The sequence below is a fragment of the Mycobacterium sp. TY815 genome (assembly GCF_030755135.1).
Lineage (GTDB): Bacteria > Actinomycetota > Actinomycetes > Mycobacteriales > Mycobacteriaceae > Mycobacterium.
This window is the reverse complement of sequence record NZ_JAUFRX010000002.1, coordinates 1,261,764-1,283,596: the sequence shown is the minus strand read 5'-3', so window position 1 is coordinate 1,283,596 and position 21,833 is coordinate 1,261,764. Positions and strand designations below refer to the sequence as shown.

Here is a 21,833-nt window from a genome sequence, read left to right as displayed (position 1 = left end):
AGCCAACCGCGCCCCACGGCACAGATCCTGCTGGACCGCTGCCGTATTCATTCAACGTGAAGTACGAAGCGCGGCAATCGTTTCCAGGTCCTCGATGGCGGTGACAGCGCGCCGCAGCCCTGCCAGGGCGATGCCCTCGACCTGCATTCCGCCCATCCCCGCGGTGATCAGCGCCGCCACGTAGGCATACATCGCGCCCTGTCGGTACCGCAGCCAGAGATTGTCGCCGTCCAGCCCGGGGCCGCCGGCGGCGGCCAGTGCGCGGCGGTAGGTGTCGAGCAGTTCACGCTGGGCCGCTCGGCGGTCCGGTTCCGTCAGGCTGGTGACCAGGGTGTAGGCCAGCTCGCGCGAGGGATGCCCGCGGCGAACGGCCTGCCAGTCCAAGAGTCCCGGCCTGCCGTCGCGGAAGTAGACGTTGCCCGGGTGGGCGTCACCGTGCATGACGGTGTGCGGGGGAGCGTCGATCAGAGCGGCGAGGGCGCGATAGTTGTCGGCGATGAATCGGCCTCGCTCGACCGCAATGTCGGTGCGGGCGGCGAGTCGCTTGATCGAGGTATTCATCAGGGCGCCGGTCAGCAGAGAGGTGGCGTCGCCCGATGGCGTGTAGAGCCACCCCAACTTCCCGTGCGCGCCCAGTTTGCCCCAGAAGGCGGCGTGCAGCCTGGCCAGTAGCTCCACGATCAGTCGGGCCTGGTCGATGGACAGCGGGTGCAACGTATCGGGGAACACGCATTCCTCGGCGGGAAGGTCTTCCAAGATCAGCAGGTAGCGCCCGGTCCAGGAGTCGAAAGCGGCACCGTAGGCGAGCGGAACCCCGCTGAGCTCGGGGGCGAGCTGGCTGTAGAAGCGCACCTCGGTGTGCCCGAGCCTGCCGAGTTCGCCCATCAACCGGGTTGCGGCAGTCCGGGCCGCGAGCTTGACGAAGACGGTTTCCGGGACGCCGCCTCCGGTCAGGGCCAGGCGCGCCCGCGACGACGTACCCGCGTCGGTGTCCAGGATGGTGACGGAGGTGACCTCGGTGCCCATCACGTCGGACAGGACGCCGGCATCGATCTGGTCGACGGTGCGTGGCAGGCCGGCCCTACCGCCGAGCATCCCGTCTGTGGCGACCCGGCCGATGCCGCGGCCCAGGTGAGCGGCGAGCTCGATGGCTGAGCGTGCCTGTGCTACTGGGCTTTTCATGCCATTCCTGTTCTTGCCCGCACCGTCCTGGCGATAGTTGGTAGACTGCGCACACTTTACACAAGTGGCCGAGTTTGTCACGCCGCCGGTGAGGGGGATGAGTCCATGGCCGGAGCCAGCACCGACGTCTGGGAGGTGCTGTCGACCGCGCGCACCATCCGGCGCTTCACCGACGAACCGATCGACGACGCCACGTTGACGCGATGCCTGGACGCGGCGAGATGGGCACCGTCGGGGGCCAACGCACAGGGGTGGCGTTTCATCGTGTTGCGTTCGCCCGAGGCACGCGCGGCGGTGGCCAGGGCCGCCGCGCAGGCTCTGGCGGTCATCGAGCCGGTCTACGGCATGAGCCGGCCCGTTGCCGACGACCAGAGCCGCCAGGCGCGCAACAACCGCGCCACGTACGAACTACACGATCGGGCAGGGGAATTCACCTCTGTGTTGTTCGCGCAAATCCACTATCCGACGGCGTCGGAACTGCTGCTGGGTGGATCGATCTATCCCGCCATGCAGAACTTCCTGCTGGCCGCGCGTGCCCAGGGACTCGGTGCCTGCATGACCAGTTGGGCCTCCTACGGCGGGGAGCCGATACTGCGTGCAGCCGTTGGCGTGCCCGACGATTGGATGTTGGCCGGCCACATCGTGGTCGGCTGGCCCAAGGGCAGGCACGGACCGGTGCGGCGGCGCCCGCTCGCTCAGGCCGTGAACCTCGACCACTGGGACGAGCCCTTCCCGCTCTAGGGACCCGGGGCCGCTCGCGCCCGCCGATGATGCGTCGATGCGAACGTCACCGGGCGGCCTGTGCGACAAACCATTTCGCCGCCTGCTCAATGGACTGTTCGACCGGTTCGGGCGTCCAGCCGAGTTCACGCTCGGCCTTGCTGTGGTCCAGCGGTGACATCAGGTCCGCCATCCGCGCTCCGACGTACGCCATCGGCAGATCGCGGCGCAACAGCCGTGCGGCGGCATCGTTGACCCGGGAGGCCGCGTACATGACAGACATCGGAATCGGGATACGGGGCGGGGGCCTGCCGACGGCCCGGGCCGCGATCTCATGCACCTCCCGGGTACTGAGGTAGCGGTCCGAGATGATGTAGCGCTGTCCGACCCTTCCGTTTTCCGCGGCGAGCAGCATCGCGCGGGCTGCGTCTTCGATGCCGACGACCTCGGACGAGAAGCCCAGGTAGAACGGGAAGCGGCCGGCGGCGACACGGGCGATCAGCGCGCCGTGCGGAGTCGGCGCCCAGTCTCGTGGGCCGTAGGTGGTTGAGATGCACAGGGCCACGGCAGGCAGACCCCGCTCGCGCGCGTAGCGCAGCACCAGATCCTCGGCCGCCACCCGGGATGCGATGTAGGGACCGCCATCGTCCCAGTTGTGCGGATCGTCCTCGGTGACCGGGCGGCTGTCACTGATCGCCAGGGTCCCTGTGCTGCTGGTGAATACGAACTTGCGAAGACCGGACTGCACCGCCGCGTCGAGCACATGGTGCAGTCCCTCGACATTGGTGCGGAACAAGGGTGCCGGGTCGCGCAGCCACATCCGGGCATCGACGACGCAGTAGTAGACGACGTCGCAACCCGCCATGGCATTGCGCAGGGCCGCGTCGTCGAACACGTCGCCATGACAGCGCTGTACGTCGAGGTCGTCGAAGCCCTTGGTAGAGCTGGTCTTTCGCACCATGACCCGGACGTCTTCGCCGGCCTGGACGAGTTGCCGGGTGACATGGGAGCCCAGGAAGCCGCTGGCGCCGATGACGAGCTTCTTCATCGTGCCTGCGCAAGCATGCCGGGGCCGTACTTCCCGCTCATGAACGTCCACGGGTCGGCATAGGGTCCCCGGTGCTCGCGGCGCCGCTGGGCCGCCAGCAGCGCCCGCATCGCCGGGCGTATCACCGGTCCCAGGACGTGCAGCAGCAGCCGGCGATGGCCCATCGACGCGCTCACCCAGGCGACGGTCTGTGGCCAATCGTGCTCTTGATAATCAAGCAGTGCCTGGGATTCCGCGGTGTCGAACCAGCCGGTGAACGCCCAGCCGCGGTCGTCATCCGGATTGCCGGGCAGCCCCGCCGCCCGGCCGAGCCGGCCGACACCGACCGCAGCCATGACATCGTCCTGCAACTCACTCATGGTGAGCAGATTGGTGTCGTTGCCGGCGATCACCAGGATCTTGCCGTCGACGGCCGCCCGGCGCTCCACGGCATTGGCGAATGCCAGCGCCACGTCGCGGGCGTCCACCGCGTGCATACGGTTGTCCACCGGCGTGGCGCGCACGAGCACCAGGTAATCGCTGTCCATCGTGGTCGCGCCGTCGGGCGAGACGATCGCAGCGAGTCGCAGCAGAACATGGGGCAGCCCGCTTTCGGCGATCACCCGCTCGGCCAGGACCTTGTCTTCGCCGTATTGATCGATCGGGTTCACGGGTGTGTCAGCGGTGATCAACTCCGGCTGCCGGTACGGATTGCGGGATCCGTAAACCGCTGCGCTGGAGGCGAATACGAACAACGGGTGGTCGGGCAAGGCCTGTGCCGCCGTCACCAGGTTGCGGGTGCCCCCCACGTTGACCTCGCGGGCCAACCGCGGGTTGCGGTAGGAAGGCGGCGAGACGATCGCGGCCAGGTGCACGATCGCGGCGGGCTGGTGCAGGCGCACAACGGTGCCCACGGCCTCGCTGTCAGTGAGGTCCGCGAATTCCACGATGAGGCTGCCCGGGTGGCCGGCGCCGGCCAGGGCGCCGGCGGCCGCGGCGGAGGCTTCGTTGTCCAGGTCCACCGCGATCACGGTGTGCCCCCGGCGCAGCAGGATCTCTGCGCAGCGCCTGCCGACTTGTCCGAACGCGCCGGTGATCAGTGTGGTTCGGCTCATTTGCCGAACCTGCGGGCCAGCGCGGCGCCGGCGCTACGGAGCCGGGGCGAAACACGCACGGAGATGACCGGATTGAACACGTCCTCACGTAACCGGGTGAGCGTCGAGGACTTGATCAACCAGCGACCGTCGACCTTTTCGTAGGTTTCGTGGTAGTGCCCGCGTCCCTGCAGATTGAGGCCGGGACCGAGCCGGACCACGTCCTCGAGTGCCCACACACCGGTGGCCGTGGTCTCCGACGTCAGCTCGATTTCCGGGGCGTGCACCTGGTGGGCGGTGGGCTGGGACGGCTTGCCCAGCGTGCTACGGACGAAAGACACGAACTCATCTGCCCCGCTGATCACTTTGCCGCCGGAAGCCGATGTGTCGCTGAGGAAGTCGTCGGTGAAGAGGTGCCGCCAGTCATCCCACTGCTTGGTGTCCAGGAAGCGGCAGTACCGGGCTTTGAGCACCTTGATCGCCTCGATGTCCCAGAGCGCGGCTGCGGTATCCGGCATGCGGGCCCCCCGTAGGTCGTAGGCAGATTCTGAGATTACTACTTCCACCAAAGAGAATGATATTCTCACCAGGTAATCGTGACGGGAGGCGGCCCGGATGCTCTTGGAGTTTGATGCTGATCAGCGGTTGTGGCAGGACGCGGTCCGCGACGTCGTGACCAAGCAATGTCCTGCCTCCCTGGTCCGGAGCGTGGCCGAGGACGGCGCTGACGCCGAGCCGCTGTGGAAGCTGTATCGCCAGCTCGGCTGGACCGAACTGCACGATTCCGCCAGCGCGGTCGAGCTCGCGATCGTGCTGGAAGAGCTCGGTCACGCTACCGACCCCACCCCGTTCCTGGCGACCATGAGCCAGTTCGCTCCGCTGGCCGGGGATCGGTTCGATCCGAACCAGTCCGGCACCGCCGTCTATGGCGGGGTGTCGGCGCGCCGCGACGCCGACGGCTGGGTGCTGGACGGTACCGCCCGTCATGTTCTCGACGGCGACCGGGCCGAGCGGGTCGCCGTGGTCACCGAAGCCGGCGTGTTCCTCACCGACGCCACCGGGTTGTCGGCCCGGCGCGAATCGGTGTTCGACCCGGTGCTGCACGTGGCCGATCTGTCCTTTCGCGACGTGCGGGTGCCCGACAGCGACCGGATGACCGTTGACCGCGAACGCGCGCACCACGTCGCCCTGACCGGAATGGCCATCATGATGGTCGGTGCCTGCCAGCGCATCCTGGATCTGGTGCTCGAGCATGTCCGAAGCCGGCACCAGTTCGGCGTCCCCATCGGCTCTTTCCAGGCTGTGCAACACAAGGCGGCCGACATGCACGTCGCGGTGCAACGGGCAAGGGCGCTGGCCTATTTCGCGGCGCTGACCATCTCCGCGGACGATCCGCGCCGCCGGCTGGCGGCCGCGATGGCCAAGGCATCAGCAGGGGAGTGCCAGTCGTTGGTCTTCCGGCACGGGCTGCAGCTGCACGGTGCAATGGGATTCACCTGGGAGAACGACCTGCAATTCGCGCTCAAGCGCGCGAAGGCGGGCGAACTGATGCTTGGTGGCGCTGCCGAGCATCGTGCGCGGATCGCCGAGGAGTACCGTGCAGCTGACTTTTGACAGTGACGTCGAGGAGTTCCGTGCCGAGTTCGCGGCGTTTCTCGACGAAAACCTGCCGGACGCAACCGAAACGGTCGAGCGGCCCCGTTCGGTGTCGCACATGCCGGAGTGGGCGCGCCGGTGGCAGCGGTTGTTGTTCGACAACGGATGGCTGCTGCCCACCCAGCCCCCCGAGTTCGGTGGGCGCAATGCGACGGTGTTGCAGCAGTACGTCTACCTCGAGGAGCTGTGCCGCCGCCGCATCTACCACAGCTTCAATCCGCAAGGCGTGAATATCGTTGCGGCCTCTCTGATCTCGTTCGGCAGCGAGGAGCAGAAACACCGCTGGGCGGTGCCGATCCTGCGCGCCGAGATCACCGCGTCGCTGGGCATGAGCGAACCGAGCGCCGGCTCGGACCTGGCATCGCTGCGCACCCGGGCGGTGCGGGACGGCGACCACTACGTCGTCAACGGCCAGAAGGTGTGGACGTCCGGTGCCCACGACGCCGATGTGCTGTTGACGTTCGTGCGCACCGATCCCGACGCGCCGAAACACAAGGGCATCAGCGTGTTACTGATACCCACCGACATCGAGGGCGTGGTGCGCCGGCCGTTCGCGTCCATCTGCGGCGCCGACGACCTGGACTTCAACGAGGTGTTTTTCACCGACGCGCGGGTGCCGGCCGAGAATCTGGTCGGCGAGCTGAATCAGGGCTGGCGGGTGGCGAACGGCTCCCTGGGCCACGAACGCACCATGATGTGGCTCGGGTTCGCCGACCGGATGGACAACATGCTCGCCGACTTCCGGCCCGCCAGCGAACTCGACCGCGATCGTTACGCGACGACCATCATGGACAAGCAGGCCCTGCGCCTCCTGGGCTCGGTGGCCCTGGCCCGTGCGTCGCGCGGTGAAGACGACACCTCGGCCATCTCGGTGCTCAAACTGCTCGGCTCGGAGGCCGAACTGCGGATCAGCGAGCACGCGCTGGAGGCCGCCGGCGGTGACGGCCTGATTCAGCCCGGGCTCACCGGCCCGTACGCGCCGATGAACCTGGACCACTACTTCGCGAGCTGGTTCGAGCGCTACGCCCGCAGCTTCTCCGGCACCATCGCCGGGGGTACGTCTGAGATTCAGCGCAACATCATCGCCCAACGGATCCTCGGCCTGCCGCGGGGCTGAGTTCTCCCCGCGAGCAGACACAAAATCGCACAAAATCGCTCGCGATTGTGCGATTTTGCGACTGCTCGCGGGGTCAGAGCTGCGCGGACTCCTTGCGCTCGGTGATGGGTCGCGCGAGTTCCTGCTCGTCGCAGACGCGTTGCAACTTCTCCAGCGTCTCGTCCAGACCCGCGCCGACGCGGGGGCCGGGAGTGAACGTAGCCGGCAGCTTGCGCATGCCCTGGATCACGCCGATCGTCTCGTAATGCACGGTGCCGTCCGGGTCGCAGCGGTAGTCGGGCATCCGGTCGAGCACCGCGTTGAGCATCGACTTGAACACCGTGCGCGCCACATTCGAACCGATACAACGGTGCACGCCGATGCCGAAGCTAAAGTGCCGGTTGCCTTTCCGGTCCATCAGCACCTCGTCGGGGTGGTGGAACACCGCTGGGTCGCGGTTGGCCATGGCCCAGGAGATCCACAGCCGCTCGCCCTCTTTGAACCGCGTGCCGTCGAGTTCGATGTCGTCGGAGAAGGTGCGGCCATCTCCAGGCGCCGGCGTGAAATAGCGGAGAAACTCTTCGGTCGCCGAGTCCAGCAGGGTGTCGCGCTCCCGCCGCAACCGCTCCCGTTGTTCGGGATTGTCCGACAGCCATTCCAGCGAATGCGCGGTCAGCGCCGTCGTGGTGTCGAAGCCACCCCCGATGACCAGACCGAGGTTGCCGAGGATCTCCAGATCGGGAGCCGGCTCGCCGTCGATCCGCATCTGCAGCAGCGCGTTGACCAGCCCGGGTCGCGGGTTCTCCCGGATCTCGATCATGTTGTTGACCATGTCGAGGCCCATCTGGCGGTGCATCTCGGTGACACGTTCGATGTCGGGGGAGTGCTCGGGCGTGTAGACCGCCGCGTGGACCGGTTCGCTGTAGAGATTCCACTTCTCCAGCGGGATGCCGAGCATGGCCAGAGTCAGCACCGCCGGAACGACATTGGCCAGATCGTCGACGAAATCGATCCGGCCGGTCTCGATCTTCTCGTCAAGGCAGGCGCGGGTCACGTCGTCGATGAACGGCTCCCAGCGCTTGACCGCCGCCGGCGACAGATACGGGTTGAGCACCGTGCGATAGATGCGGTGCTCGGGATCGTCCATCTCCAGGATGCCGCCACGCACCACGCTGACCCGGCGGGCCGTGGGAATCGAAATGCCTTTGTATCCCTTGCGTTCGCCACGGATGTCGTGGTCGTTGGACACCGCGGGACAACGGGCGAGCTCGAACACCTCGTGGCTGCCCGCCGCGACCCAGTGCCCGCCGTAGGTCTCGGTCCAGGCCATCGGGCACGTGGCGTGCATCTCCTCGGTGATCGCCTTGAACTGTGAGCGGTACTCCGCGGAGTGGCGGTCGAAGTGGTAACTATGCTTCCTCCGGTCGCCGGCCGCGACGTCATCGACGCTCAAAGCGTTGTCTCCCTTGGTAATCAGTCGCTGAGGATGATGGCCTGCTCGGGGCATGACTGGGCGGCCTCGCGGACCTGGTCCACCTGATCGGCGGGCACCACCTCGGTTACTGCCGACGAACTGCCGTCGATGTCACTGAGCTGGAACGAATCCGGCGCGATCATGGCGCACAGCGTGTGCCCCTGGCAGCGTTCCGGATCTACCCAGACCTTCACGAGACCTCCATCGCTCAGGTGTTTCGGCCGCCGTTGACACCCAGTATCTGACCGGTGATGTAACCCGCTTCGTCCGAGGACAGAAATGCACATGCCGCGGCGATGTCCTCGGGCTTGCCGATTCGCCGTACCGGTGTCCGGGCGATGTTCTGCTCGACATCGCCGAGGAACCCCTGGGTCTCGGCGTTGCGCAGCATCGGGGTGTCGATGAAGCCGGGGGGCACGGCATTGACCGTGATGCCGCTGGGTCCGTATTCGAGGGCCAACGACTTGGTCAGCCCGTTGACCGCTGACTTGGCCGCGACATAGTGCGACATGTAGGCCACCCCGGAGTGGGTGCTCGACGACGAGATGTTGACGATTCGTCCCCAGCCCGCGTCCAGCATGTCGGGCAGCACTGCCTGGGTCATGTGGAACACCCCGTGCAGATTGACGTCGATCACTCGCTGCCAGTCCTCGAACGTGATGTTGGTGAATCGCTTGAAGCCGTCCAGGCCGGCCGCGTTGACCAGGATCGTGACCGGCCCCAGGCGCTCGCGAATGGCCGACAGGGCGGCGTCGATCTGGGAGCGGTCGGTGACGTCCGCGGTGTAGCAGAGGTCGTCGTCGGAAGGCTTGAGATCGATGGTGGCGACGTTGCGGCCGTCGGCACGCAGACGTTGCGCAACCGCCAACCCGATGCCGGACCCACCGCCGGTGACCACCGCCGTCCTGGTGGCTGCCACGTCGCCGATCTCATCCACAAAGAATCTCCCTCGCAATTATGAGAATCGTACTCTCACGGCAAACCCCGGTGCAAGCGACCCGCAAAACAGTGCCGGGCCTGCGGCAAGACACGCGGACGACCACTCGCTGAGCGATCGCTCAGCCTTTGACCTGGGCAATCAGCGGGGCTAACCGGCTTGTCTTCTCACCTCTCGAATGTAAGATTCGCCGGAGATGAGAATGAAATTATCGTGACACCCACCACACCGAGCGCGAGGGGCCCATGTCAGTGCAGGACACGGCGGAGACCGACGTCGGCGATCAACCGACACGGGACGGCGCCGAGTCCGGCAGCCGGCCGGCCCGCAGATTGCTGATCGACGGGCAGCTGGTGGCGACGGAGAAGACCTTTGCCACCGTCAATCCCGCGACGGGCGAGGTGCTGGGATATGCGCCCGACGCCGGGGTGCGAGAGGCCGAGCGCGCTGTCGCGGCGGCCCGGCGTGCCTTCGACGACACAACCTGGTCCACCGACGTCGAGTTCCGGATCCGGTGCCTCGATCAGCTGCACCAGGCGTTGCTCGACCACGCCGAGGAGTTGCGCGAGCTGACCATTGCCGAAGTCGGCGCCACCCGTGCGCTGACCCACGGGGCGCAGCTCGACGAACCCATCGGCATCGTCCGGTACTACGCCGACCTCCTGCGCACCTACGAGTTCTCCGAAGACCTCGGGGAAAAAGAGTCGCGCGGCATGCGTCACCACCGCTGGGTCGAGAAAGAGGCCGCCGGGGTGGTCGCGGCCATCATCGCCTACAACTACCCGAACCAGCTGGCACTGGCCAAGCTGCCTCCTGCGCTCGCCGCCGGCTGCACGGTCGTTCTCAAGGGAGCGCCGGACACCCCGCTGGTCACCCTGGCTCTGGGCGAGCTGATCGCCAACCACACCGACATCCCGGCCGGCGTCGTCAACGTGCTCAGTTCGTCCGACCCCGGGGTGGGCGAAGCGCTGACCACCAGCCCCGACGTCGACGTGGTGACCTTCACCGGATCGACGGCGGTCGGGCGCAAGATCATGGCCGCGGCCAGCAACACCGTCAAACGCGTGTTCCTGGAGTTGGGCGGCAAGTCCGCGGTGATCATGCTCGACGATGCCGATTTCGCCGGCGCGGCCATGTTCGCCGCGTTCAGCATGGTCACCCACGCCGGCCAGGGCTGCGCGCTGACTTCCCGGTTGCTTGTTCCCAAGAAGCACCACGACGAGATCGTCGAACTGATCGCGCAGAACTTCGCCCGGGTCCGGCACGGCGATCCCGCCGACCCGAAAACCTATATGGGACCGCTGATCAACGAGCGCCAGCGCGACAAGGTCGACGGCATGGTGCAGCGGGCCGTGGCCGCGGGCGCCACGCTGGTCACCGGTGGCAAGCGGTTGGATCCCGGCTTCTTTTACGCACCGACGCTGCTCACCAATGTCGATCCGGATGCCGAGATCGCCCAGGACGAGGTGTTCGGGCCGGTGCTCGTGGTGATCGGCTTCGACGATGACGACGACGCGGTGCGCATCGCCAACAACTCGATCTACGGTCTGGCCGGCGCGGTGTTCAGCCGTGACCAGGACCGTGCCCTGGCGGTGGCACGCCGGATTCGCGCCGGCTCGTTCTCGGTCAACGGCGGCAACTACTTCGGCGCCGACAGCCCGTTCGGCGGCTTCAAGCAGTCCGGGGTCGGTCGCGAGATGGGAGTGGCCGGGATGGAGGAGTTCTTGGAGGGCAAGACTTTTGCGGTACCGGTGGCAGGAGCCGGCGCATGAGACCACTCGAAGGAATCCGCATCCTGGAAGTCGCCATGTACGGATTCGTCCCCTCGGCCGGTGCGGTGCTGCGGGAATGGGGTGCCGACGTCATCAAGGTCGAGCACGCGGTGACCGGCGACCCGCAACGCGGACTCCGCCAAACCGGCATGCTGCGCGTCGAGGGCGACCCCAACCCCAATATCGAGCACGCCAACCGCGGCAAGCGCAGCATCGGCTTGGACATGTCGGTACCGGAAGGCAAGGAGGTGCTCTACGAACTCGCCCGCCGCGCCGATGTTTTCCTCACCAGCTTCCTGCCCGACCACCGGCAGAAGTTCGGGATCGACATCGACGACATCCGGGCGGTGAACCCGCAGATCATCTACGCGCGCGGGAGTGCGCTCGGGCCACGCGGCAATGAAGCGACAAAGGGCGGCTACGACATGACCGCCTTCTGGTGTCGAGCCGGAACCGCGGCCACCATCACTCCGATGGGCTATGAAGGCATGATCAACCCGCCCGGGCCGGCCTACGGCGACACCATCTCCGGCACCAACCTCGCCGGCGGTATCGCGGCGGCGTTGCTCAAACGGGAACGCACCGGCGAACCATCGGTCGTCGACGTGTCGTTGCTCGGCAGTGGCCTGTGGGCGCTGGGCCACACGGTGGCACTCACCAAACACCTGGGCCAGCTGATGCAGGCACCGCCGCCCGGCATCCATGGTTCGCCGGTCAATCCGCTGGTGGGCGTCTACCCCACGTCCGACGGACGCTACATCTCGCTGGTGATGATGCAGCCCGGCAAGTTCTGGGCCGACGTGTGCCGCCACATCGACCGTCCGGAGCTGATCGACGATCCGCGTTTCGCGGACGGCGAGACCATCGCCGCCAATACCGCAGATGCGGTGGAGATCTTGACCAAAGTCTTCGCAACCCGCACTCTTTCGGAGTGGAGCGAACGCTTTGCGACGCTCGCAGGACCATGGGCGCCGGTGCAGGACACCCTGCAAGCGGCCGACGACGCGCAGATCCGGGCGAACGAATACGTGCTGCGCGCAGGCGAACTCGAACTGGTCGCCAACCCGGTCCAGTTCGACGTCGCCGCGCCGCAGACCGGGCCGGCTCCGGGATTCGCCGAGCAGACCGACGAGATCCTTTTGGAGTTGGGCCTGGACTGGGATCGGATCATCGAACTCAAGACCGCCGGCGCGGTCACCTAGGGCCTGGGGTGGCAACGACGTGCGTGCAGATAACGGTTGTGCGATTTCGGTTCCCACGGGACGCGGCATGAGTCATAATCGCCGAACGCTTCCAGGGTTGGCGCGCGGGCAGCTGACCTGGTCTGGAAACGGCAGCTCACGCAACCGAATGGAGAAACCAGCGTGAGGTTGATAGCGCGTGTCGAGGGCGCCGGAACGGCGCAGCCAGCGTTGATAATGGCGATTGCCATCCGGATTTCCTTTGCGCACAACACGATCCGGAGAGGATCTCAGTCCTATGGCGAGTAAGGGAGCGGAGCGCTGGACCCCGGGCATCGTGCTGGGTCGTGGTTCCAAACCCATGGAGGCCGTCGGCGCGCTGTTCGCGATGTCGGCCGACGCCATCAAATTCGCGTTCCGGCGACCGGTCCAGTGGCGTGAGTTCCTGGAGCAGTCGTGGTTCGTTGCCCGCGTCGCTCTCGCGCCAACGTTGTTGGTAGCCATCCCGTTCACCGTCCTGGTCAGCTTCACCCTGAACATCCTGCTGCGGGAGCTGGGCGCCGCCGACCTCTCGGGTGCGGGTGCGGCATTCGGTGCGGTCACTCAGGTCGGGCCACTGGTGACGGTGCTCATCGTGGCCGGCGCCGGGGCCACGGCGATGTGCGCCGACCTGGGCTCGCGCACGATCCGCGAGGAGATCGACGCGATGGAGGTCCTGGGCATCAACCCGATTCAGCGGTTGGTGACGCCCCGCATGCTGGCCTCCGGCCTGGTGGCATTGCTGTTGAACAGCCTGGTGGTCATCATCGGGATCCTGGGCGGCTACATCTTCTCGGTGTTCGTCCAGGACGTGAACCCCGGCGCATTCGCCGCCGGCATCACCCTGTTGACCGGCGTGCCTGAGGTGATCATTTCCTGCGTCAAGGCAGCGCTTTTCGGGCTGATCGCCGGCCTGGTGGCCTGCTATCGCGGCCTGACGATCACCGGCGGCGGCGCCAAGGCGGTCGGCAACGCCGTCAACGAGACGGTGGTGTACGCGTTCATGTCGCTCTTTGTGGTCAACGTGGTGGTCACCGCCATCGGCATCCGAATGTCGGCGAAGTAGATACCGCGGAGTCGATGTGGCGAGGGAGGTGTAGGCACAGACTGTGGCGCTGAGAGCCGTCTACCCGCGTCTGACGCGGCAATTCCAGAGACCGGTCGGCAGCCTGGGCCGAATCGGCGATCACACCCTGTTCTACGGCAAGGCAATCGGCGGTATCCCGTTCGCCGTCACCCGCTACGGTCGCGAGATCATCCGGCTGATCGCCGAAATCAGCATGGGTGCAGGCACTTTGGCGATGATCGGCGGAACGCTGGTGATCGTGGGCTTCCTGACCCTGGCCGCGGGCGGCACGCTGGCGGTCCAGGGGTACAGCTCGCTGGGCAACATCGGTATCGAGGCGCTGACCGGATTCCTCGCGGCGTTCATCAATGTCCGCATCGCGGCGCCGATCGTGGCTGGCATCGGCCTGGCGGCCACCTTCGGTGCCGGGGTGACGGCGCAACTGGGCGCCATGCGGATCAACGAAGAGATCGACGCGCTGGAATCCATGGCGATCCGGCCGGTTTCGTATCTGGTCAGCACCCGGATCGTTGCAGGGATGCTGGCGATCACTCCCCTCTACAGCATCGCGGTGAGCCTGTCGTTCCTGGCCAGTCAGTTCACCACGGTGATCCTGTTCGGCCAGTCGGGTGGTCTGTACCAGCACTACTTCACGACCTTCCTCAACCCGATCGACTTGCTGTGGTCCTTCCTGCAGGCCGTGCTGATGGCGATCACCATTCTGCTGATCCATACGTACTACGGCTTTTTCGCGTCGGGCGGGCCGGCCGGTGTCGGTGTCGCCACCGGTAACGCGGTGCGGACCTCGCTGATCGTGGTGGTCTCGGTGACCCTGCTGATCTCGCTGTCCATCTACGGTTCCAACGGCAACTTCAACCTGTCGGGCTAGGGGAGGTGCGCAGAGTTCAGTGACAGCTAACGTGCCGGCGGGCCGCCACGGCCCGAGTCCCAAGGGTCGGTCGCACCATTCCGGGCGGCCCAAACCGCGCGGCTATGTGCGCCCGCTGATGGGCCTTACCACCGTCCTCGTGATTCTCGCGATCGTCGCCGTGTCAATCGGGTTGTTCCAGGGGGACTTCACCGAAAGCGTGCCCGTCACCGTCGTTTCGCCGCGCGCCGGCCTGGTGATGAACCCCGAGGCCAAAGTGAAGATGCGCGGGGTCATGGTCGGCAAGGTCGAGTCCATCGAGGAACGCCCCAACGGTCAGGCGGTTCTGCACCTGGCGATGCAGCCGTCGGCAATGCGGCTCATTCCCCGCAATGTGCTTGTCGACATCGCCTCCACGACGGTCTTCGGCGCCAAGTTCGTCGAGCTGATACCGCCCGACCAACCCTCACAGCAGAGCCTGCAACCGCATCAGGTGCTCGAGGGCAAGTTCGTCACCGTCGAGGTCAACACCGTCTTCCAACAGCTCACCAACCTGTTGTCGAACATCGATCCCGCGAAGCTCAACGAAACGCTCGGCGCCATCGCTTCGGCGGTGAACGGCCGCGGCCACAAGATCGGGCAGGCACTGTCTGACCTCGACGCGTTTCTGGCCAAGCAGGATCCGGCGCTGCCCGCACTGAACCACGACCTCTCCGTCCTGCCCGTGGTGAGCAACGCGTACGCCGACGCCGCACCCGACCTGATCGGGTCGGCCGAGAATGCGATCAGGATCAGCAAGTCTGTCGTCGAAGAGCAGCAGAACCTGGACGCCTTCCTGATCAGCTCAATCGGCCTGGCCGACATCGGAAATGAAGTGATCGGCGGGAATCGGCAAGCCCTGACCGACGACCTGCACCTGCTGCTGCCGACCACCAACCTGACCAACGAGTACCACCAGGCGCTGTGGTGCGGACTGTCGGGCTCGCTGGTGAACCTGCACGCGCCCAACCTGCCCGAGCCGATGATCAAGGTGTTGGTGTACCTCGGTTTCGGTGCCGAACGCTATCGCTATCCGAGCAACCTGCCCAAGGTGGCGGCAACCGGCGGTCCCCAGTGTCAGACACTGCCGGTAGTGCCCTACGACGTTGCGCCGCCGTTCGTGGTGGCCGACGTGGGCGCCAACCCGATGGAGTACGGCAACCCGCAGTTGCTGCTGAACTCCGATGCGCTCAAGCAACTGCTGTACGGGCCGATCGACGGGCCACCGCGCAACACGATGCAAATTGGACAACCCGGATGAGCAACTCACGCGGGATGATCATCAAGTTCGGCGCCTTCGCGCTGGTCATGGTGCTGCTGACCATTTCTCTGTTCTTTATCTTCGGCCAGTACCAAACCGGCTCCACCACTGAGTATTCCGCGCTCTTCACCGACGTGTCGCGTCTCAAAGAGGGGCAGACGGTGCGGGTCGCAGGCGTGCGGGTGGGCACGGTGAACAGCGTCGAATTGCGGGCCGACAAAAAGGTCCTGGTGAAATTCGACGCCAACCGCGATGTGGTGCTCACCGGCGGCACCCGCGCGGTGATCCGCTATCTGAACCTGGTCGGTGACCGCTATCTCGAGTTGATGGACGGACCGGGCAACACCAGGCCGCTGCCGGGAGGGTCGGAGATTCCGATCGACCGCACCGCACCGGCTCTCGACCTCGACCTGCTGCTGGGCGGGCTGAAGCCGGTTACCAAGGGCCTCAAGGCCGAAGACGTCAATGCGCTGAGTGCGTCACTGATCGAGGTGTTCCAGGGCGAGGGCGGCACCCTGCAGTCGCTGTTGTCCAAGACCTCGTCGTTCTCGAATACGTTGGCCGACAACAGCGAAACGGTGCAGGCCTTGATCGACAACCTCAACACCGTGGTCGGCACCGTGAATGCGGAGGGCACCAAGTTCTCCGGTGCGATCGACCGGCTGGAGCGTCTGATCAGCGGACTGTCCTCCGACCGCGACACCATCGGCACCGCAATCACCGCTCTGGACAACGGAACCGCCTCGATCGCGGATCTGCTCACCCGTGCCCGTCCGCCGCTGTCGGGCACGATCGACCAACTCAACCGGCTTGCTCCCTTGCTGGACAAGGACAAGAACCTGATCGACATCTCACTGAAGAAGCTGCCGAACAACTACCGCAAGCTGACTAGGCTCGGCGCGTACGGCGCCTGGTTCCCCTACTACCTGTGCGGCCTCGCGCTGCGGGTCTCCGACCTGCAGTACCGAACGGTAGAGGTGGGCGTCACCCACCAGGTCACCGGAAGGTGTGCGGAACCCGATGCTTAAGTACCGCGGAGCGCGCCTCATTCGAGCCGGATTCATCGGCGTCGTGTTGATCATTCTGGTCATCGCCGTCGGTCTGTCACCGGACCAGTTGCTGCAGCGGGCCACCACGGTGCGCTACCAGGCGGTGTTCGCCGACGCCGGCGGGCTGGTGACCGGCAATGACGTGACGGTGTCCGGGATCAAAGTCGGCAGCGTGTCGGGAATGTCGCTGCAGAACGGCGACGTGCTGGTGACCTTCACCGTCAAGGGCGCCGTGCAACTCGGGTCGGCCAGCACCGCCCACATCCGCACCGGTTCGCTGCTGGGCCAGCGCGTGCTCACCGTCGAGTCCACCGGCAGCGGCAACATGCGCCCGATGGCGGTCATCCCGCTGTCGCGTACCTCCTCGCCCTACTCGTTGTCCGAGGCCGTCGGCGACCTGGCCACAGACATCGCCGGAACCAACACCGACACCCTCAACCAGTCCCTGGACACGCTGTCGAACACGCTGAATCAGATTGCGCCGCAACTGGGCCCAACATTTGACGGGGTGACTCGGTTGTCGTCGACGCTTAACAACCGCAATCAGACCCTCAGTGAGTTACTCAAGGGCGCAGCCGATGTCACACACATTCTGTCCGAGCGCAGCAACCAGCTGAACACGCTGATCCTCAACGCCGACGACCTGCTGTCCATGTTGGTGGAGCGGAGGCAGGCGATCGTGCGGTTGCTCGCCAGCACCTCCGCGGTGGCCAAACAGCTTTCCGGTCTGGTGCACGACAACGAGGCGAAGCTGGCGCCGACGCTGACCAAACTGAACTCCGTCACCGCGATGCTGGAGGACAACCGCGACAACCTCGGTAAAGCCATACCCGGACTGGCCAAATTCGAGCTGACCCAGGGCGAGACGGTGTCCAGCGGGTTCTACTACAACCCGTTCATCCCCAACATCTTCACGCTGCAGTTCTTCCAGTGGTTGTTCGACTACGCCTTCGGCTTCCGCGCCTACGGGGCGCCGGGACAACCGCCGGACAACGCCGGCCCACGGGCTCTGCTGCCGTTCCCGTTCAACCAGAACCCGGGAGGGTCGCGATGATGCGGCGCAGGGGTGTCAAGCTCGTACTGGCGATCGTGCTGGCATTGCTGCTCGTGGTCGGCGCGGGCGTCGCGATCCGCAACACGTTCTTCCGGCCCACCACGATCGTCGCCTACTTCCACACCGCCACCGCCATCTACCCCGGTGACGATGTGCGGGTGTCGGGACTGAAAGTCGGCACCATCGAGTCGATTAAGCCGGCCGGAACCCAGGCCAAGATAGTCATGCACGTCGATCACGGCATCTCCATCCCGGCGGACGCGAAAGCGGTCATCGTCGCCCAGAACCTGGTGGCGGCGCGGTATGTCCAACTCACCCCCGCCTACCGCTCCGCCGGTCCCACCATGGCCGACGGCGCGGTGATACCGGTCAACCGGACGGCGACTCCCGTCGAATGGGACGAGATCAAAGACCAATTGATGCGATTGGCAACCGATTTCGGGCCCAACAGCAGGGTGTCGACGCCATCGGTGGCGCGGTTCATCGACGCCGCGGCCAACGCCCTGGGCGGCAACGGCGACAAGCTGCGCCAGACGCTGGCCCAACTGTCGGCGGTGGGAAGGATTTTCGCCAACGGCAGCGGCAACCTCGTCGACATCATCAAGAACCTGCAGACCTTCGTCGGTGCCCTGCGGGACAGCAACGTCCAGCTGGTGCAGTTCAACGATCGGCTGGCCACCCTCACCAGCGTGCTCGACGACAACAAGGCCAACCTCGATGCGGCGCTGACGGATTTGTCGAGTGCGGTCGGGGAGGTGCAGCGGTTCATCGCGGGCAGCCGGGACCAGACCGCCGAGCAGATCACCCGGTTGGCCGACCTCACCCAGATCCTCGTCGACAACAAGATGGCCCTGCAGAACGTGCTGCACGTCGCGCCCAACGCGATTGCCAACGCCTACAACGACTATGACCCCGATGTCGGCAACGTCCGCGGCGGCGTCGGCGTGCAGAACCTCAGTAACCCCACAAACGCCTTCTGCTCGCAGATCGGCGCGTTGGAGAACGTGACGTCGGTCGAGACCGGGAAGCTGTGCGGGTTGTATCTCAGTCCCGCGCTGAAGGTGTTCAACCCGCTGACCTACTTCAACTTCAACTACCTTCCGATTCCGGTGAACCCGATCCTGGCGCCGGCGTTCGACCCGAAGAACGTCGTCTACACCGAACAACGCCTGGCACCGGGCGGCGAGGGGCCCAAGCCGACGGCGCCGGAGCTGCCGCCCGCGGTGTCGGCCTACACCGGCTTGCCGGGTGACACCCCGGAGGCGCCGCCACCACCCGGGCCCCCCGCACGGATACCGGGAGCCGCCATGCCCGAGCCGCCGCCGCCGAGCGTGCCGCCCGAACCGGCGCCCGCGCCGCAGAGCGTGCCGGAACTGCTGCTGCCCGCCGAGAGGCCGCAATCATGAGGACGCCCGGCGCCCTGCGGCGCATTCGGATGATCCTGGGCGCCGGCCTGTGCGTCATGCTCACCTCGACCGGGTGCGCATTCAGCGGACTGAACTCGCTGCCGCTACCGGGTGCCGTGGGACGAGGGCCCGGATCCAGCACCTACCACGTCGAGATAGCCAACGTGGGCACGCTGGAAGCGAATTCGCCGGTGATGATCAACGATGTCATCGTCGGCAGCATCCGGAAGCTGACGGTGCGCGGTTGGCACGCCGACGTCGAGGTTTCCGTGCAGCCCGGCGTGGTCATTCCGGCCAATGCGGTCGCCAGTGTCGGTCAGACCAGCTTGCTCGGATCGATGCACCTGCAACTGAATACGCCGCTGGATCAGAAGCCGACCGGGCGGCTGCAACCGGGCGCCACCATCCCGCTCAACCGGTCCTCGACGTATCCGTCGACCGAGCAGACGCTGTCCTCGCTGTCAGTGGTTCTCAATGCCGGGGGGCTGGGACAGATCGGGGACATCATCAACAACTTCAACGCCGCCCTGTCCGGGCGCGCCGGTGACGTCCGTGATCTGCTGAATCGGCTCGACCGCTTCGTCGGAACCTTCGATGCCCAACGTGACAACATCGTCGCGTCGGTCCAGGCGCTGAACCGGCTTTCCGGAACGCTGGCCGGGCAGCGCGATGTGATTACCCAGGCGCTGAACAAGATTCCGCCGGCACTCGACGTGCTGAACCGGGAACGGCCGCGCATCACCACCGCGCTCAACAAACTTGGTACGTTCAGCAACACGGCAACCCGGCTGGTCAACGACGCGGGTGACGACCTGGTGAACAACCTGAAGAATCTCGAACCGACGATCAGCGCGCTGGCCGATGTGGGCCCGGATCTCGATGCGGCCCTTGCGTATGCGCCGACCTTCCCGTTCACTCAGGGCTTCATCGACCGCTATGTCCGCGGCGACTACGTCAACGGCTACTTCATCATCGACCTGACGAATTCCGGTCTGCGCAAGAGCATCCTGCGCGGCACCCACTGGGAACGGATGGGCGCCGAAGGTGTGCCCGCCCCCGGCGATCCGGAGTACCTGCAGTTCCGGTTCGGCGCGCCGGGGGCCCCGGGTTCCTACCTGCCCGGTCCGCCGCCCGCGGCGGCACCCGGTCCGCCGCCCGCGGCCGCGCCGGGACCGCCACCTGCGTCGGCGCCGGCCACCGACCAGAGTGCGACGCTGCCCAACGGGTTGCCGCCCGCTGTCGCACCGGCGGAGGGGAATGGCTGATGCTGACCCGCTTCATCCGTATCCAGTTGGCGATCTTCGCGATCGTCGGAGTCATCGGTCTGTTCGTGATGGTCATCTACTACGTCCAGGCGCCGACGCTCCTCGGTATCGGCAAGATGACCGTCACCCTGGAACTGCGTGAGACCGGAAACCTCTACCGCTTCAGCAATGTCACGTACCGCGGCGTGCAGATCGGAAAGGTCACCGGCGTCGACCTGACCCCTCGCGGAGCGAAAGCCACGATGAGGCTTGACACTTCGCCGAAGATCCCGGCGGATCTGGATGCCGAGGTGCGCAGCATCTCCGCGGTGGGCGAGCAGTACGTGGACCTGCGGCCACGAACCGACTCGGGACCCTACCTGCACGACGGTTCGGTGATTTCCGCCAAGGACACCAAGACCCCGCAACCGATCGGTCCCGTGCTGGACCAGACCAGCGCCCTGCTCAACAGCATCCCGCAAGGCAAGCTCACCCAGCTGCTCGACGAGTCGTTCAAGGCATTCAACGGCGCCAGTTACGATTTCGGCTCGCTCTTCGATTCCTCGGCACAGATCTCCGGTGACCTCAACGGTATCGCCGACCGGGCGCGCAGCCTGACCGAGGACACCGGGCCGCTGTTGGACAGCCAGGCGCAGACTGCCGGCTCGATCCGGCGGTGGGCTCACAGCCTGGCCGGATTCACCGGACAACTGGCGACCAACGATCCGCAGGTGCGGACGCTGCTCGAGAACGGCCCCGAAGCACTCAACGAGGCCTCACGCCTGCTGGATCAGATCAAGCCGACGCTGCCGGTGCTGTTGGCCAACCTCACCACCATCGGGCAGATCGGTGTGACCTACCATGCGTCACTCGAGCAGGTGCTGGTGTTGTTGCCGCCCTTCACCGCCGCGATCCAGTCATTCCTCGGCACCAAGAGTCCGACCGGATTAGCCACGGGCGCTTTCAATCTCATCATCAGCGACCCGCCCGCCTGTACGGTCGGCTTCCTGCCGCCGAGTCAATGGCGTTCGCCGGCCGACACCACCACCATCGACACGCCCGACGGCCTGTACTGCAGGCTCCCGCAGGACTCCCCGATCGGAGTGCGTGGTGCGCGCAACTACCCCTGCATGGGGCACCCCGGAAAGCGGGCGCCGACCGTCGAAATCTGCGACAGCGACAAGCCTTTCATGCCGCTGGCGATGCGGCAGCACGCCTTCGGCACCTACCCGCTGGACCCGAACCTGCTCGCGCAGGGCATCCCGCCGGACGACCGGGTCAACTGGAACCGGGAACGGATCTTCGGGCCGGTGGACGGAACGCCGCTGCCGCCCGGCGTGGTGCCACCTCCGGCGGGAGCGCCGGTGGCGCCCGGAGTCACCCCGCAGGCACCGATGGGTCAGGTCGCGTCCATCGCGCCGCTTGACACGGCGGGCGGCGCCGCTCCGCCACCGGCGGCCGCGGCGCCCAGCGCAGCACCGTCAGCGGCTCCGAGTGCGTTCGGCCGCAACGGATTACCCACCGGGCCCTCGGTGGCTTTCGCTCAGTACAGCCCGGAGACCGGGAGTTATATGACTCCGGATGGACAGGTTTTCCGTCAGACGGATCTGGTTGCTCCCAAAGCGCCTAAGACGTGGAAGGACATGTTCGCCATCTGAGGCGGTCGGG

General features: G+C 66.1%; 20 protein-coding genes. 13 read left to right on the top strand and 7 right to left on the bottom strand.

Annotation, left to right across the window (positions count from 1 at the left end; translation table 11 throughout):
• Nucleotides 1-51: 51 nt before the first annotated feature.
• Complete coding sequence (locus QXK92_RS25385; protein ID WP_306246192.1) at nt 52-1,182, bottom strand: phosphotransferase; 1,131 nt, start codon at nt 1,180-1,182, stop codon at nt 52-54.
• Between the two features lie 105 nt (nt 1,183-1,287).
• On the opposite strand from QXK92_RS25385, the gene QXK92_RS25380 reads away from it, so the two are divergent.
• Entirely contained in the window at nt 1,288-1,923 is a 636-nt protein-coding gene (locus QXK92_RS25380) for a nitroreductase family protein (RefSeq protein WP_306246190.1), read from the top strand.
• 46 nt (nt 1,924-1,969) lie between these two features.
• On the opposite strand, the gene QXK92_RS25375 is transcribed toward QXK92_RS25380, so the two are convergent.
• The 3 genes from QXK92_RS25375 to QXK92_RS25365 are packed head-to-tail and all read right to left on the bottom strand — an operon-like array spanning nt 1,970 to nt 4,541.
• Complete coding sequence (locus QXK92_RS25375; RefSeq protein WP_306246188.1) at nt 1,970-2,950, bottom strand: NAD-dependent epimerase/dehydratase family protein; 981 nt, start codon at nt 2,948-2,950, stop codon at nt 1,970-1,972.
• Nucleotides 2,947-4,044, bottom strand: a complete 1,098-nt coding sequence (locus QXK92_RS25370; RefSeq protein ID WP_306246186.1) for an NAD(P)-dependent oxidoreductase — start codon at nt 4,042-4,044, stop codon at nt 2,947-2,949. The genes QXK92_RS25375 and QXK92_RS25370 overlap by 4 nt, the downstream gene beginning before the upstream one ends.
• Nucleotides 4,041-4,541, bottom strand: coding sequence for a nuclear transport factor 2 family protein (locus QXK92_RS25365; RefSeq protein ID WP_306246502.1), 501 nt, complete (start codon nt 4,539-4,541; stop codon nt 4,041-4,043). The genes QXK92_RS25370 and QXK92_RS25365 overlap by 4 nt, the downstream gene beginning before the upstream one ends.
• Nucleotides 4,542-4,638: 97 nt before the next feature.
• On the opposite strand from QXK92_RS25365, the gene QXK92_RS25360 reads away from it, so the two are divergent.
• Together QXK92_RS25360 and QXK92_RS25355 are read left to right on the top strand one after the other, a co-directional pair.
• A complete protein-coding gene (locus QXK92_RS25360) occupies nt 4,639-5,637 on the top strand; it encodes an acyl-CoA dehydrogenase family protein (RefSeq protein ID WP_306246184.1) in 999 nt (332 codons plus the stop codon).
• Nucleotides 5,621-6,796 carry an acyl-CoA dehydrogenase family protein gene (locus tag QXK92_RS25355; RefSeq protein WP_306246183.1) on the top strand — a complete coding sequence of 392 codons (1,176 nt, stop codon included), beginning with the start codon at nt 5,621-5,623 and terminating at the stop codon, nt 6,794-6,796. Before QXK92_RS25360 ends, QXK92_RS25355 begins: the two co-directional genes overlap by 17 nt.
• Before the next feature lie 73 nt (nt 6,797-6,869).
• On the opposite strand, the gene QXK92_RS25350 is transcribed toward QXK92_RS25355, so the two are convergent.
• Genes QXK92_RS25350 through QXK92_RS25340 form a run of 3 tightly spaced genes read right to left on the bottom strand, consistent with a single transcriptional unit; the run spans nt 6,870 to nt 9,177 of the window.
• A complete protein-coding gene (locus QXK92_RS25350; RefSeq protein ID WP_306246181.1) occupies nt 6,870-8,228 on the bottom strand; it encodes a cytochrome P450 in 1,359 nt (452 codons plus the stop codon).
• A 20-nt stretch (nt 8,229-8,248) separates the two neighbouring features.
• Nucleotides 8,249-8,443, bottom strand: a complete 195-nt coding sequence (locus QXK92_RS25345) for a ferredoxin (RefSeq protein WP_306246179.1) — start codon at nt 8,441-8,443, stop codon at nt 8,249-8,251.
• 14 nt (nt 8,444-8,457) lie between these two features.
• A complete protein-coding gene (locus QXK92_RS25340; RefSeq protein WP_306246500.1) occupies nt 8,458-9,177 on the bottom strand; it encodes an SDR family NAD(P)-dependent oxidoreductase in 720 nt (239 codons plus the stop codon).
• A 254-nt stretch (nt 9,178-9,431) separates the two neighbouring features.
• On the opposite strand from QXK92_RS25340, the gene QXK92_RS25335 reads away from it, so the two are divergent.
• From QXK92_RS25335 to QXK92_RS25290, 10 genes are all read left to right on the top strand, one after another.
• Entirely contained in the window at nt 9,432-10,958 is a 1,527-nt protein-coding gene (locus QXK92_RS25335) for an aldehyde dehydrogenase family protein (protein ID WP_306246177.1), read from the top strand.
• On the top strand, nt 10,955-12,160 hold the full coding sequence (locus QXK92_RS25330; RefSeq protein WP_306246175.1) for a CaiB/BaiF CoA-transferase family protein: 1,206 nt from the start codon (nt 10,955-10,957) through the stop codon (nt 12,158-12,160). The genes QXK92_RS25335 and QXK92_RS25330 overlap by 4 nt, the downstream gene beginning before the upstream one ends.
• A gap of 277 nt (nt 12,161-12,437) precedes the next feature.
• On the top strand, nt 12,438-13,244 hold the full coding sequence (locus QXK92_RS25325) for an ABC transporter permease (protein ID WP_055580562.1): 807 nt from the start codon (nt 12,438-12,440) through the stop codon (nt 13,242-13,244).
• A gap of 43 nt (nt 13,245-13,287) precedes the next feature.
• A complete protein-coding gene (locus QXK92_RS25320) occupies nt 13,288-14,133 on the top strand; it encodes an ABC transporter permease (RefSeq protein WP_306246173.1) in 846 nt (281 codons plus the stop codon).
• 19 nt (nt 14,134-14,152) lie between these two features.
• Nucleotides 14,153-15,412, top strand: a complete 1,260-nt coding sequence (locus tag QXK92_RS25315; protein WP_306246171.1) for an MCE family protein — start codon at nt 14,153-14,155, stop codon at nt 15,410-15,412.
• Entirely contained in the window at nt 15,409-16,440 is a 1,032-nt protein-coding gene (locus QXK92_RS25310; protein ID WP_306246169.1) for an MCE family protein, read from the top strand. The genes QXK92_RS25315 and QXK92_RS25310 overlap by 4 nt, the downstream gene beginning before the upstream one ends.
• Nucleotides 16,433-17,515 carry an MCE family protein gene (locus tag QXK92_RS25305; RefSeq protein ID WP_306246167.1) on the top strand — a complete coding sequence of 361 codons (1,083 nt, stop codon included), beginning with the start codon at nt 16,433-16,435 and terminating at the stop codon, nt 17,513-17,515. The genes QXK92_RS25310 and QXK92_RS25305 overlap by 8 nt, the downstream gene beginning before the upstream one ends.
• Nucleotides 17,512-18,921 carry an MCE family protein gene (locus QXK92_RS25300; RefSeq protein ID WP_306246165.1) on the top strand — a complete coding sequence of 470 codons (1,410 nt, stop codon included), beginning with the start codon at nt 17,512-17,514 and terminating at the stop codon, nt 18,919-18,921. The genes QXK92_RS25305 and QXK92_RS25300 overlap by 4 nt, the downstream gene beginning before the upstream one ends.
• A complete protein-coding gene (locus QXK92_RS25295; RefSeq protein WP_306246163.1) occupies nt 18,918-20,186 on the top strand; it encodes an MCE family protein in 1,269 nt (422 codons plus the stop codon). Before QXK92_RS25300 ends, QXK92_RS25295 begins: the two co-directional genes overlap by 4 nt.
• Nucleotides 20,186-21,823, top strand: a complete 1,638-nt coding sequence (locus QXK92_RS25290) for an MCE family protein (protein WP_306246161.1) — start codon at nt 20,186-20,188, stop codon at nt 21,821-21,823. Before QXK92_RS25295 ends, QXK92_RS25290 begins: the two co-directional genes overlap by 1 nt.
• Nucleotides 21,824-21,833: the final 10 nt, after the last annotated feature.

Excerpts from the sequence above, each read along its gene's own strand:
- QXK92_RS25290 (WP_306246161.1), top strand. The coding sequence starts at position 20,186 with ATGCTGACCCGCTTCATCCGTATCCAGTTGGCGATCTTCGCGATCGTC.
- QXK92_RS25375 (WP_306246188.1), bottom strand. The coding sequence starts at position 2,950 with ATGAAGAAGCTCGTCATCGGCGCCAGCGGCTTCCTGGGCTCCCATGTC.
- QXK92_RS25300 (WP_306246165.1), top strand. The coding sequence starts at position 17,512 with ATGATGCGGCGCAGGGGTGTCAAGCTCGTACTGGCGATCGTGCTGGCA.
- QXK92_RS25335 (WP_306246177.1), top strand. The coding sequence starts at position 9,432 with ATGTCAGTGCAGGACACGGCGGAGACCGACGTCGGCGATCAACCGACA.
- QXK92_RS25380 (WP_306246190.1), top strand. The coding sequence starts at position 1,288 with ATGGCCGGAGCCAGCACCGACGTCTGGGAGGTGCTGTCGACCGCGCGC.
- QXK92_RS25310 (WP_306246169.1), top strand. The coding sequence starts at position 15,409 with ATGAGCAACTCACGCGGGATGATCATCAAGTTCGGCGCCTTCGCGCTG.
- QXK92_RS25330 (WP_306246175.1), top strand. The coding sequence starts at position 10,955 with ATGAGACCACTCGAAGGAATCCGCATCCTGGAAGTCGCCATGTACGGA.
- QXK92_RS25295 (WP_306246163.1), top strand. The coding sequence starts at position 18,918 with ATGAGGACGCCCGGCGCCCTGCGGCGCATTCGGATGATCCTGGGCGCC.
- QXK92_RS25360 (WP_306246184.1), top strand. The coding sequence starts at position 4,639 with ATGCTCTTGGAGTTTGATGCTGATCAGCGGTTGTGGCAGGACGCGGTC.
- QXK92_RS25365 (WP_306246502.1), bottom strand. The coding sequence starts at position 4,541 with ATGCCGGATACCGCAGCCGCGCTCTGGGACATCGAGGCGATCAAGGTG.
- QXK92_RS25325 (WP_055580562.1), top strand. The coding sequence starts at position 12,438 with ATGGCGAGTAAGGGAGCGGAGCGCTGGACCCCGGGCATCGTGCTGGGT.
- QXK92_RS25370 (WP_306246186.1), bottom strand. The coding sequence starts at position 4,044 with ATGAGCCGAACCACACTGATCACCGGCGCGTTCGGACAAGTCGGCAGG.
- QXK92_RS25305 (WP_306246167.1), top strand. The coding sequence starts at position 16,433 with ATGCTTAAGTACCGCGGAGCGCGCCTCATTCGAGCCGGATTCATCGGC.
- QXK92_RS25385 (WP_306246192.1), bottom strand. The coding sequence starts at position 1,182 with ATGAAAAGCCCAGTAGCACAGGCACGCTCAGCCATCGAGCTCGCCGCT.